Below are 12,403 nucleotides of genomic sequence, written 5' to 3' on the forward strand. Positions count from 1 at the left end.
CCCCGTTTTGGTATACACCAAATAAACGGGGGCTCAATCATTGACATGTCGTACGAAAATAAGCCTTTCGGTAACGGCATGTCAATGTGTTGATCTTCTCTCATCCGGACTTTACCGTCGGCCTTGGAGTCACACCAAGTCAGTCGCTGAATCCCTACATCGGGTCAAACAGCGAGTCGCGGGCTGGTTCCGAAGAACATCACCGCCGGTTGGGAATTGCACCCTACCCCGAAGATCCTATTCAATTATATTGTGTATTGAACAAGCTGTAACATTAATAAGTCCATCTTATTCCTGTAAGCGCTAGCAGTTCAAGTGTTTTTTTAGAATATGATATTCCAGCTTCCTTGTTGTCTGCGTAATAATACAATCTGTCCTGCATGATACGCATCGTGGAGTACCCAGCGGGCAAGCTCATGTGCCCATTTTTCATCTGTATCCATGTACGGGGCTTCAAGATCGGATTCTTCTAATGAAGCGAGCTGATCACGAAGTTGTCCGGCTAATTGCGTTGTATTTTGCATAAGTACACTCCAGCCAGCAGTATCAGAAGGGTCGCCCGGATCTCCGAAGGTGGATTCATTGTTTTCGGCAGGAGCACCAGAGGGTGTTGTGCCCTGAATACGACTCAACAAGCGATGATTATAGTAATACATATGGTTAACCAACTGCCAGATGCTTAATCCACCGGATGATGGAACCCAGGCTGCCTGTTCAGCAGTCAGTCCTTCGAGTGCCTTGGATAAAGGCACAATCCAGTTACATTGATCCCAGGTATCATCTTTCTGAATGAGCAATAGTTCTGTTGCTGTTGTAGTCATTGATTTTTCCTCCCTAAAATGAATTCATGGTAACTAGCTAAAGTGCTTAAATGTGGTTACAATTAATATAACCCAAACATGAATAATTGTAACTATCTTTTTAAATATAGGTAGTTACATTTTAGCGGAGGTACGTATGGATAGACTATGGACTGATTTTGTAAACAGTGATTACCATGACTGGCGTGGCGGGGATCGTTCAGAGGACAAGCTTGGTAAAACCGAATGGCAGCAAGGATTTATCAAACAATGGCAACTGATTGCACCTGTACCTGCTTCTCCGGAAGAGGAGGGAGCCTTGAGAAACTTTAGAAATGAATTGCAGGCTCTTGCAAGTCGTTTATCTGACGGAAATGCATTATCGAACCAAGACCTGGAATGGCTAAACGCCATGATGAAGGAAGGTCAAGTCATAAGAAAACTGAACGTTGGAGATGAGGGACTTAAGCTTTCACTTATTCCTGTAGGAACTCAATGGAAGCAGGTCATGGCTGAGGTAGCAGCCGATTTTGCCATCACCCTAGTTGAAGGGGATGGGGGAAGGATTCGTATCTGTGACAATACGGATTGTCGTTGGATGTTCTATGACGATACGCGCAGTAGAACCCAGAAGTATTGTGATGACAAGATGTGTGGTAATCTGATGAAGGTTAGAAGATTTCGGGCAAAACAGAAGAAGGATCAGCAGCAAGAGTAGAGTGTATGAGAGTACGGCGTATGCACAGAGTGATTTGCGGTACTTTTCGACAACCGGGAAATGTTCAATAGGTTTTTTTGTAATCAAAATTGAATGTTTCCATCCTCTTCTATATAATGGTTATATACTTAAAATATTTCAGCTAGTCATTTCATCATCAGAGATTAACATCCGGGATTCAAGCGTATATCCAACAAAAAACAATGATTGGAGATGTGTCTTGTGGGGACAAGTTATCTACTGAAAAATGGTTGTGTATTGTCTATGGATTCGTCGGTAGGTCAGTATAAACGGGCGGACGTTCTTATTGAGGATTCTCTTATAACTGCTATCCGGCCCGACCTGAGTTGTATTGAAGCGGAAGTAATAGATGCATCGGAGATGATCATACTCCCTGGACTTGTAGATACGCACCGGCATGTATGGGAATCACTTCTAAAAACAGCGGGAACCAACTGGTCACTTCCGGTCTATCTGCAGAATCTCTACTATGGAGCGATGGGAAGTAAACTCCGGCCACAAGACAGCTATATCGCCAATTTTCTCGGTTCTTTGGAAGCGCTTAATGCAGGAGTGACCACGGTGCTTGACTGGAGTATGCCGTATTCCCCGGAGCATACGGATGAACTGATTCGCGGACTTCAGGATGCGGGTATTCGGTCGGTTTTCGCTTATGGTCTACCGGGTGAGACGCCCTACTGGAACAGAGAGAGCAAGCTGACGTATTCGAATGATGTGAGAAGAGTCAAGGAACAGTATTTTTCTTCACGGGATCAGCTTCTCACGTTCGGCCTTGCAATTCGTGGTCCGGAGTTCAGCCATTGGGATACCACAGTGAAGGAAATTCAGCTTGCTCAAGAGCTTGATGCGATATGTTCAATGCATGTTGGCTTTGGAAGCTGGGGATCCGTAGATCGTTCGATAAGTAAAATGTATGAGGCTGGTTTACTGAGCCCAGGCCTGAACGTCGTACACGGAAATACGATGGATACGGATGAGTATAAAATGTTGGCCGATAGCGGCGCCTCACTGTCCGTCACACCAGAAGTAGAGATGATGATGGGGCATGGGTATCCGGCAACGGGGTACTTCCTTGAAAACGGAGGAACTCCAACGCTCGGAGTCGATGTTGTAACATCGACGGGTGGGGATATGTTCTCCCAGATGAAATTTGCACTTCAAGCTGAACGTTCCCGTGAAAATGAACAACTTTTGCTGCAGGGTGAAATGCCTGGCGAGCTTAATCTGCAATCCAGTCAAGTTCTAAGATTTGCAACTTCTGCTGGCGCGAAGGCTCTGGGACTTGAGCGGAAGATTGGTACACTTACGCCAGGTAAAGAAGCAGATCTGATTATGATCCGAACCACCGATCTTAACTTGTTCCCGGTGCATGATCCGGTTGGAGCCGTCGTTCAATTTGCCAATCCATCCAATGTGGATACCGTGTTTGTAGCAGGTCAGCCGGTGAAGCGCGAAGGCAAGCTGCTGCATGTCGATCTGAACGAGGTTCGGCGGAAGGCTTTGGACAGCAAGGAATATCTGCTATCTCAATATCAGATGTCGGATGCAGAGCGAATTGTATTTTCATAAGTTAGATGATCCGTGTGAGTGAAAGAGTGATTCTCTTCCGGAATGAATAGAGTGGATGTTCTTATCTCGTTTATAGATCTATTAGCGTTACAAGTGATGGGCCGCATACGGATATGCGGCTCTTTGGCGTAGTGTTTATCGTGCAACAGGACAGGGGGAGCAAGGAATAAACCGCAAAAAGAGGCGAAAAGGCACTGTATTTGCATAGTTGCATGTAACAACCAGTTTATGATGTTTTGGTTAAGAAAAAAGCTATTAAAAAACTGCGCATAATATAAATTATACGCAGTTTTCTTTTAAATCGATTTTCATATTCTCCCCTGTCCAACAGATCATGATAAATTTCGTCTAGAACGCACAAAATATACCTTCACCCAAAAATAAATTTAACAAAGCAACGCGACAAAGTGTAGAAATCGATAGATTTTTGTAGTTGATCGGTAAGATAGAACAAAGGACTTTTTCATAGAACAGATGACCCAAACAAAATATTTGAAGTAAAGAGACACATTCATCATTTTCAATACGAGAGGAAACTGTGTATGAACGAAAACCAGAATCGATCTTCCCTGTTTAGAAAAAAGCCAATTGCCACCGGAGATAACGAAAGCAACATGTTGAAGAAGGTGCTTGGCCCATTGGATCTGATGACTCTCGGGGTAGGTGCGATTATCGGTACGGGGATCTTTGTATTAACTGGTGTTGCTGCCGCAAAATATGCAGGTCCCGGTTTGGTACTTTCTTTTCTGCTGGCAGGTATTATCTGCGCCTTCGCTGCATTGTGTTACTCGGAGTTTGCTTCCAGTGTGCCTGCTTCAGGAAGTGCGTATACATATAGCTATACCGCTTTTGGCGAAGTCATTGCCTGGATTCTCGGATGGGATCTTATTCTGGAGTATGGATTTGCAAGTGCGGCTGTTGCCAGCGGCTGGTCTGGATATTTTCAAACGTTATTGTCTGGATTCGGGTTGCAATTACCCCATGCGCTCACTAGTGCATTTAGTCCTGAAAAGGGAACCTATTTTGATATCACCGCAGCGGTGATTACGTTAATCATTACATTCCTGCTCACCCGAGGGGTGAAAGAGGCTGCTCGTGCCAACGGAATCATGGTAGCGATTAAAATTATCGTGGTGCTGATCTTTATCGGAGTGGGTGTGTTCTATGTGCAGCCGGATAACTGGCAACCATTCCTTCCGTTTGGCATCTCAGGGGTAACCGCAGGGGCGGCAACGGTATTTTTTGCTTACATTGGTTTCGATGCGGTATCCACGGCTGCGGAAGAAGTGAAACGTCCTCAACGGGACTTGCCAATCGGTATTATTGCATCCCTTGCGATCTGTACGGTGCTTTACATCGTTGTATCATTAATCCTGACAGGGATTGTACCTTATCACATGCTGAATGTGAGTGATCCGGTTGCCTTTGCCTTTGAGTTTGTGCAATTGAAAGGATTGTCCTGGATTGTTTCGCTTGGAGCGATTACCGGAATTACCACTGTATTACTTGTAATGATGTATGGTCAGACACGTTTGCTTTATTCCATGTCACGAGACGGACTATTGTCTCCGGTGTTCTCCAAAGTCAGTGGTAAAAGCCAAACACCTGCTACGGGAACTTGGGTTGCTGGGATCATCGTCGCTTTATTCTCGGGATTCATCTCACTTGGTCATCTGGCGGAGTTGACGAACATCGGAACACTGTTTGCTTTCGCGGTTGTGAGTCTGGGGATTATCGTATTGCGTAAAAACAACCCGGAACTCAAAAGGGGATTCCGCGTGCCTTTCGTCCCATTGATTCCTATTCTGAGTGCTGTTGGCTGTATGTACCTCATGACACGTCTTGCGGCTCTGACCTGGATTACGTTCTTCGGTTGGTTAATTATTGGTTTAATCATCTACTTTGTCTACGGTCGTCATCACAGTCATTTAAATCCGGCACGGCGTATATCGGACACGTTCAAAACAACAAAGGGGAAATAGCTGTCATAGCTGATTCCTACATTGTAGAGATATCTTGAAAGATTAGTAAATTAATTTGTCACACTGAAACTATACGTTAATAGAGTCAACTGCATTGTCTCATACTGCATCGCCAAAGCGGCGCGGTATGGGGCTTTTTTTGTGAGAGCAGTTCATGTAATGCGAAAAAAAGCAGAGATAGATAAGGCTATATTTGGGTATCTAATAAGTAATACATCTATCCTTGTGAGCGGAACCGGGGTTGCGGTCAGGGCAAATATGACATATATTTGGGGGTGTGACATGCCATCAGACATAGGAGAGGGGATGTACCATGAACACACCAGTACATACCAATCAACAGCACCATAATTCGAATTTCGGTTTTGCATTGGCTGACTCAGCCGTACTTGCCGAGACGAAGCTAATCCTTTCACATCCAGAGGACACAAACAAATATCAAGTGGATATTGATCCGCAGCGGCTTTTGAAGGATGGACGCAAAGTATCGGTTGTTGCACAACATATGAATGCACCGCTGGATCGACAAGATGCCATTATCATATATGGGGAGGAGCTGGGATTTGCACAATATGCAGTTACCCTGCGACCAGACAGTACATGCTCACTCACTCCCATTGAAGGAATAGATCATCCGATCGTATTGAATTTGGGTGACTTTGCAGAAGGGGAATACGAGCTGCGAATTTCACTGCATGTCAAAACACCCCGCATCGCAGAGGGACCGCTGGAGCCCGAGCAGCATGCCATGGTGAAATACGCTCAGGTGGTAACAGTTGCGATATGTCTGTTTCCAGCCGAAGCTTCGCAGATGAATACAGCGCTTGAAACGGTATGGACACGGGATAATCATGTGTTTGACTCCTACGGCAGTGGTGGCTTTATTCTCGCAGATCTGCCTCGTATGGCGAAACTTGTAGAAGATCTGATCGGTTCTGGAAACCATAATCTGATTGAACAATTCAGTGAGGGTGACCTTTCGGACACCTTGCTGGAGGAAGGTCTCATGGCGATTGCCTGGGGAGTAACACCTTGGTGTTATTCGATATATTCGGCTCCGGATGAACATTCGAGAACTATACTTTCGGTAGACAAGCTGGGTGATGAACCTCAGACCACGGGGATATACCGTGTGCATCCTGAAATTAAACAATTAAGTATCGTGCCGGTAAACGAATTGGCATACTGGCCATCCTGTGCAGAGAAAGCATGGCCTGTAATTGATGTTGCGGGTGAAGGCGAGACGTTGCGTATGGACTTGTATGTTCAGATCTGTGAATCAGTGAATGGACTGCACGAAAATCCACTCCCTTCATTTGTACTCACCCGCAGTGAGGGACAACCCGAAGCGATCATTCCACTAATCGATGTCGTAATTGTAGATTAATAAATAGAAGTGTGGTGACGAACACAGATGATGACCGAAGAGATTCAGGAGCAATACGCCGATGAGCTTGAAGCTTTTCATATATGGATGAAAGATGCGGGCTACACGGGACATACGGTAAAATCATACACAGGTGACGTTGCTGAATTTCTCGTCTCTATTCATGGAAAGTCACTGGAGCAGGTCAAAAAACTTCATGTGTTATCCTTCTTGTCCCGAGCTCGGGAACGAGGGGTAAGTGACTCGACGCGTAATCGGAAACACGCTGCGGTGAACTGTTTTTATAAGTCATTGATTGAGCTTGAATTGGTGACCAATAACCCAGCTTTCGGAATCAAGAAATCCAAAACCGAGCAAAATCGGGCCCCCGTCTTCCTTGATGAAAGCGGTTTGGAACGATTTTTGCAATCGGTTGAGGGTAAGTACCGTACACGAAACCTGGCTATTTTTCTACTCATGGGATACATGGGATTGCGGGTCGGAGAGGTGCATGCCTTGAACTGCAAAGATTATAATGCGGAACGGCGCACACTGGATGTATTCGGTAAGGGCCGGAAATGGCGTACATTGCCTGTGCCTGAGACCGTTGCCGAACTGTTATCCCAGGCTCTTCAGGAGCGGCTGGATCCATGGCGGGCGAAAGAAGAGGCATTATTCGTGTCTCAAAAGGGGAAACGATTGTCGATACGCAGTATTCAGCTTATATCAACCGAAACTTTTGAACGCTTTCAGCAGGAATCAGCCTCCAATCAGCGTGTGAACTATTCCAGTCATAAACTGCGTCACTCATTTGCGACCATGATGCTTAGACGCGGAGCAGATCTGCGAACGGTTCAGGAGCTGTTGGGTCACTCCTCCATTCAAACCACCACAGTGTACACCCACGTAACCAGCCGCGAGAAGGAAGAAGCGATGGCCTTGCTGGATGTCAAACTTCCCGCGTTTGTGGCTGATATGTAAAAGATAAGCTTTGTTTATATAATAGAAGAAAGTAATGATAGAAAAGCCTGTCCAAAACGACAGGTTTTTTTTGCATTTTGATGGAGTGGATTATTAATACATTTAATGGAAAATGAGAGGCGGTCTGAAATTATAAAATAATTTCGTTTTTTATTATTACAGAATAATTATTATGTAAACTTAAATTATGAAATCAATGTTTACTTTTCTTTTCCATATGAAATAGGGTGATATACTACCCAGACATTGACCTTCAATTGAAACTTAACGATATACAACAGTGTAAGCTATTAATAAGACCAAAGGACCACTCGCATCTTCGCAATGAAGATACAGGTGGTCCTTTAGTTATACAACCTTAACGCTATTTAATCATTATAAAATAACGTGATTAGTCAAACGCCTGGATTTGGATTTACTCCAGTCCGGCAATTTGTTCCTTCAATTTGTTAGCAGAGGCTTGGAAAGCGACTTTCTCCGTCTCATTCAAAGGAAGTGGCAAAATCTCACGCACGCCGTTGCGGTCAACTACACATGGAACACCCAGATATACATCGGATACGCCATTGTAATCTTCCAGCAATGTGGAAACGTTCAGTACGGAGCCTTCATTGCCCAGAATGGCAGCCACAATACGGTCCAAAGCGAGCGCAATTGCATAGGAAGTGGCACCTTTGGCATTAATAATCTCATAAGCCGCATTTTTAGTCCGGTCGAAGATATCTTGTTGTGTTTCTTCATCCAGATCCAGATTCGTTCCTGCAACGTTGGCGAGACTCCATACCGGTACTTCGGAATCGCCATGCTCCCCGATAATATGAGCGTGAATACTGCGTGGATCAATTCCTTTGTTTTTACCAATAAGGTAACGGAAACGTGCGCTGTCCAGCAAAGTACCAGAACCAATTACGCGTGAAGCGGGCCAACCGCTTTGTTTCCAAGAAGTATAGGACAAAATATCTACAGGGTTCGTTGCAATCAAAAGAATACCATGGGAATTAACCTCAGTTATACGTTCAATGATCTCTTTGAAAATGCTTGCATTTTTCTTCAGTAGATCAATGCGAGTCTCTCCTGGTTTTTGGGAAGCACCTGCAGTAATAATAATGATGTCTGCGTCTTTGCAGTCGGAGTAATCGCCTGCCCATACTTTAACGCCTCCGGTAAATGGGAGACCGTGGTTCATATCCAGCATTTCGCCGGTAGCCTTATCATGATTCACATCCACAAATACCAACTCGGACGAACGCTGTCTTAACATCAGCGTGTATCCCGTTGTTGTTCCCACCGCACCCATGCCTACAATAACGACACGACTTGGTTTGAGCGCTGCACTGTTTACCATTTTCATATCCTCTCCTTTTTGGGGTATACTTCCATCCATATTAAGGGATAAGCGTGCGAAAAGCGAGCCATGTCTATAAACTTTTTCACATTTCATGTCTTTTTACGGAGGATTTCGTCGAAAACCTGGTTTATGTTTTATACAAGAAACAGATGCACTAAAATGATCGCTGTCTGCTTCCAGAGAGTGGAGATGAACCTTTTCGACATCGTTTGTGGTAGAATAGGAGCAGTGGATTCAGATGAATCGTAAAAACAACATGAATGGACAGGCATGCGCGCCTGCTTATTGGATGAGAGAGGTGGAAACCACTTGCGTTCGCAATGGATCAAAATCGCGCAGACAGCATTGCTGTCTATCGGTATAGCTGCTCTGCTGGCGGCTTGCACCGATTCGGGAGAGACCCCGGTGGCAGAGCCGCCGCAGGAGCAAGAAGATAACGGGAATATGGGCCAGACCTTAACTGTTGTTCCCCCCGCAAACAGTACACAAGCTTCGGATACAGCCAAATATCAAATTCAGACCCGTTTAACCGATTTCCAGTTGCTTAATGGTAACGGTGGATTAGCGTGGGGAGTGACGCGGAACGCCTTGCGTCTGTATTATACTCAGGATCAGGGAAGTACCTGGACCAACATCTCACCTTCGGAAAATGTTCAGTTTCCGGCTAATCCGCAATATGGACAAAGCATTTATTTTGTAGATAGTACACATGGATGGATTGTTCGTGAAGGAATGGGTGGAACAGATACGATGGTGCTGCGCACGAATAATGGTGGAGCGAGTTGGAGTCTGTCCTCCTTATCGAAGACGGATAAAGTGACGGCCATTACATTTGTTTCTCCTGAGAAAGGCTGGATACTGACAACAGTGGATACTTCCATTGGCAAGCAAGACAAGAAATTGTATCTTACCGAAGATGGCGGTATTACCTGGAATCAGATGACTTCGAGTGACGAAGATGGTAAACCAGCATCTGCAGAGATCCCTACACGGGGTTATTCAACTGGGATGACGTTCTCGGACTCGGATCACGGGTTCTTGACCGCTCTAGAGTTCGGTACGCCGAAATTGTACGTTACAGCGGACGGTGGCCAACATTGGAAGTCGGGCCCGTCATTCTTTGACCGAAACAAATTTAACGGATGTGGTAATTTTAACATCAGCTCGCCACAGTTTTTTGGACGGGAAGCTCAAACTGCCTGGATGTCAATATCCTGTTCTCAAGGGGAAAGCACCAAATTCAACGGGTTTTTCACAACAAATGGCGGAGAGAGCTGGCAGTTATCAACGTTCAGTCTGAATAAACAAACCGGAATCAATCGCGGTCTGACTCCTACATTTCTAAATCCCTTGGAAGGCTGGGTCATGCAGAAAGGCAAGACTTATTACACGAAAGATGCCGGCAAGACTTGGAAAGCACTTCCTACAAGTGAAGTACTAGAAAACATTCTTAAAGAGTACCCTGAGATCGTCAAGCTCCAAATGGTTTCTTCGAAACTAGGCTGGATTTTGGTCGAAAATACAGATGCCAAAAGATCACTGTTGCTGCAAACCATAGACGGCGGTGTGCGTTGGAAAGTACTATAATTGCGTTCGAATAAAACGTCTTAAGAAAGGGAACCTACGGGTTTCTTTTCATTTTAATTACTTTGTGAAATAAATCACAATAAATCCCTTCAAATGATGTTATATTGAATTCAAGAAGAGATGGGAGTGATGAACATGAGAACGAATGAACAAGCTCAATTCACGCAGGCGGACGAGTTAACCAGATACATGCTCCAATTATGCTACACATGTGATGATGCCAACCGTTGTACCACCGAGGAAGAAGTCAAAGCCTGCATGGCGAAGCACGCACAGGCAGATGAACCGGAGCAAGCGGATGGTGAAGAAGTCACTCGCGGATTCATGGATCTGATGTACGCGTAGACTCATAGGAAGAATATTAAGTGTTCTGAATATAACAGTCAGATTGTTAGGAAACATCTCCAAGCGGGGATGTTTCCTTTTTGTGCGGATTGACTCTTGCTTATGGAATCAAATCACAAAAGAAATTTATAAGAGAAAGATACATAATTGGTTAAAACATAATAAATCAAAACTATATACTATCACGATCAGAGCCTTTTTTTTGCTTTACTCCTCTTAAAAAGGGCCAATCTACCACGTTAATAGCCTTTTTTTCCTAAATATAGGTTGTAGTTTAGTTGAATATGGTTTTTCGTCCATACACCAAACTAACCACATACGTACGTTAAACTATGTCTATAGGGAGGTGTCCACACGATGAGCAGTTCAGAAGAGAAGAAGCGATCTAAGAGAAAAAAGGTAACGGCATATCCTTGCAAATCTAAAAGAAAAGATTGCAAAGTGAAGGTGGCTAAAAAAATAGTTCAGGTAAAATGTCCGCCACCTAAAGTGAAAATTATTACGCCTACGGTCACTGGTCCAACAGGACCACAAGGTACTCAGGGCGCACAGGGAATTCAAGGACAGCAAGGGGTGCAAGGACCACCTGGAGCTCAGGGTCCGGCCGGAGGCCCTCCAGGTCCACAAGGACCTCAAGGTCAACCTGGACCAGCGGGAGCCATGGGTCCACAGGGGCTGGCTGGTCCAGCCGGACCGATGGGCGTGCAGGGTATTCCTGGGGAACAAGGACTTGTGGGTCCACAAGGACCTCAGGGTGTGCCGGGCCCAGCTGGCGCTATTGGACCGCAAGGCTTTCCCGGTGCGACTGGGGCCACGGGCGCAGCTGGTGTTGCAGGTCCAGCAGGTGCCACGGGTGCCACGGGTGTTACAGGAGTGGCGGGTCCAGCGGGGCCTACCGGAGTGACAGGCGCAGCTGGAGTGGCAGGTGCCACGGGTGCTGCAGGATTGGCAGGTCCAGCGGGGCCTACCGGAGCGACAGGCGCAGCTGGTGTAGCAGGTCCAACGGGCGTCACCGGAACCACGGGAGTAGCTGGACCAACGGGTGTTACTGGCGCTACAGGAGTAGCCGGAGGGGTTCTTGGATTTGCCGATTTTTTTGCGCTGATGCCTCCAGACAATGCAGCAACGGTTGCTCCGGGCGCGGATGTAAGTTTTCCGCAAGATGGACCTACAAGTGGGACTACAATTACTCGTACAGGACCGAGTACATTTAATTTGGCTGCGATCGGTACGTATCTGGTTTTGTTTCAGGGGAGTATGAATGAAGCTGGGCAACTTATGTTAACACTTAATGGCGCTGACCTCTCCAATTCAGTTGTGGGGCGGGCAACAGGTACAAGTCAGATGCCAGGAATGGCTATCGTGCAAACAACAGTAATTAATACAATACTCACTGTACGCAATCCAGCTGGAGAATCAACGGCATTAACCATGACTCCGCTCGCAGGAGGAACAAGGCCAGTTTCGGCACATCTGGTTATTACTCAATTAGCATAGAGAGGGGGTAGGGTACCTCAACTGGGATAACGTTCATTCATCAAGGCGCTATCCCAGTTGGTGCCAAGGATTTGATTAGGACGAGGCGCATTGATATGTTAATACATATTGGATTTGAATACGAATAACAAGTTCCCTGTTAACGTGCATATATATTACAGAAGACGGGTCAAGACTCCGGCTGTCCTA

At 45.7% G+C, this 12,403-nt stretch carries 10 protein-coding genes and 1 riboswitch; of the genes, 8 read left to right on the forward strand and 2 right to left on the reverse strand.

The window, feature by feature from the left end; translation table 11 throughout:
- Positions 1–88 precede the first annotated feature (88 nt).
- Positions 89–240: riboswitch (FMN riboswitch) on the reverse strand.
- Between the two features lie 83 nt (positions 241–323).
- Positions 324–821: a DinB family protein gene (locus BLV50_RS05590; RefSeq protein WP_090806364.1), complete on the reverse strand. Its 498-nt coding sequence runs from the start codon at positions 819–821 to the stop codon at positions 324–326.
- Between the two features lie 136 nt (positions 822–957).
- Here BLV50_RS05590 and BLV50_RS05595 point away from each other — a divergent pair, with 136 nt between their 5' ends.
- The 5 genes from BLV50_RS05595 (at position 958) to BLV50_RS05615 (ending at position 7,437) form a co-directional block, all read left to right on the forward strand.
- The gene (locus BLV50_RS05595) at positions 958–1,518 is read left to right on the forward strand and encodes a CGNR zinc finger domain-containing protein (RefSeq protein ID WP_090806366.1); all 561 of its coding nucleotides are present in this window, start codon (positions 958–960) and stop codon (positions 1,516–1,518) included.
- Positions 1,519–1,731: 213 nt separating this feature from the next.
- A complete protein-coding gene (locus BLV50_RS05600) occupies positions 1,732–3,108 on the forward strand; it encodes an amidohydrolase family protein (protein WP_090806368.1) in 1,377 nt (458 codons plus the stop codon).
- Between the two features lie 542 nt (positions 3,109–3,650).
- Entirely contained in the window at positions 3,651–5,090 is a 1,440-nt protein-coding gene (locus BLV50_RS05605) for a branched-chain amino acid transporter BcaP (protein WP_090806370.1), read from the forward strand.
- A gap of 313 nt (positions 5,091–5,403) precedes the next feature.
- Complete coding sequence (locus BLV50_RS05610; RefSeq protein WP_090806372.1) at positions 5,404–6,477, forward strand: hypothetical protein; 1,074 nt, start codon at positions 5,404–5,406, stop codon at positions 6,475–6,477.
- 27 nt (positions 6,478–6,504) lie between these two features.
- The gene (locus BLV50_RS05615) at positions 6,505–7,437 is read left to right on the forward strand and encodes a tyrosine-type recombinase/integrase (protein ID WP_072732885.1); all 933 of its coding nucleotides are present in this window, start codon (positions 6,505–6,507) and stop codon (positions 7,435–7,437) included.
- A gap of 415 nt (positions 7,438–7,852) precedes the next feature.
- Here the strand turns inward: BLV50_RS05615 and BLV50_RS05620 are convergent, their stop codons facing one another.
- On the reverse strand, positions 7,853–8,782 hold the full coding sequence (locus BLV50_RS05620; RefSeq protein WP_063564963.1) for an L-lactate dehydrogenase: 930 nt from the start codon (positions 8,780–8,782) through the stop codon (positions 7,853–7,855).
- Between the two features lie 312 nt (positions 8,783–9,094).
- Here BLV50_RS05620 and BLV50_RS05625 point away from each other — a divergent pair, with 312 nt between their 5' ends.
- The 3 genes from BLV50_RS05625 to BLV50_RS05635 all read left to right on the forward strand — a co-directional run bounded on the left by BLV50_RS05625 (position 9,095) and on the right by BLV50_RS05635 (position 12,214).
- Positions 9,095–10,372, forward strand: a complete 1,278-nt coding sequence (locus BLV50_RS05625) for a VPS10 domain-containing protein (protein WP_063564962.1) — start codon at positions 9,095–9,097, stop codon at positions 10,370–10,372.
- Between the two features lie 135 nt (positions 10,373–10,507).
- Complete coding sequence (locus BLV50_RS05630; RefSeq protein WP_063564961.1) at positions 10,508–10,717, forward strand: hypothetical protein; 210 nt, start codon at positions 10,508–10,510, stop codon at positions 10,715–10,717.
- A gap of 357 nt (positions 10,718–11,074) precedes the next feature.
- A complete protein-coding gene (locus BLV50_RS05635; RefSeq protein WP_090806374.1) occupies positions 11,075–12,214 on the forward strand; it encodes a collagen-like protein in 1,140 nt (379 codons plus the stop codon).
- Positions 12,215–12,403 lie beyond the last annotated feature (189 nt).

This window comes from Paenibacillus sp. 276b, from assembly GCF_900107875.1.
GTDB lineage: Bacteria > Bacillota > Bacilli > Paenibacillales > Paenibacillaceae > Paenibacillus > Paenibacillus marchantiae.

Bases quoted from the DNA above. Each gene is read 5' to 3' on its own strand.
- BLV50_RS05590 (WP_090806364.1), bottom strand. From the start codon at position 821: ATGACTACAACAGCAACAGAACTATTGCTCATTCAGAAAGATGATACC.
- BLV50_RS05595 (WP_090806366.1), top strand. From the start codon at position 958: ATGGATAGACTATGGACTGATTTTGTAAACAGTGATTACCATGACTGG.
- BLV50_RS05600 (WP_090806368.1), top strand. From the start codon at position 1,732: ATGTGTCTTGTGGGGACAAGTTATCTACTGAAAAATGGTTGTGTATTG.
- BLV50_RS05605 (WP_090806370.1), top strand. From the start codon at position 3,651: ATGAACGAAAACCAGAATCGATCTTCCCTGTTTAGAAAAAAGCCAATT.
- BLV50_RS05610 (WP_090806372.1), top strand. From the start codon at position 5,404: ATGAACACACCAGTACATACCAATCAACAGCACCATAATTCGAATTTC.
- BLV50_RS05615 (WP_072732885.1), top strand. From the start codon at position 6,505: ATGATGACCGAAGAGATTCAGGAGCAATACGCCGATGAGCTTGAAGCT.
- BLV50_RS05620 (WP_063564963.1), bottom strand. From the start codon at position 8,782: ATGGTAAACAGTGCAGCGCTCAAACCAAGTCGTGTCGTTATTGTAGGC.
- BLV50_RS05630 (WP_063564961.1), top strand. From the start codon at position 10,508: ATGAGAACGAATGAACAAGCTCAATTCACGCAGGCGGACGAGTTAACC.
- BLV50_RS05635 (WP_090806374.1), top strand. From the start codon at position 11,075: ATGAGCAGTTCAGAAGAGAAGAAGCGATCTAAGAGAAAAAAGGTAACG.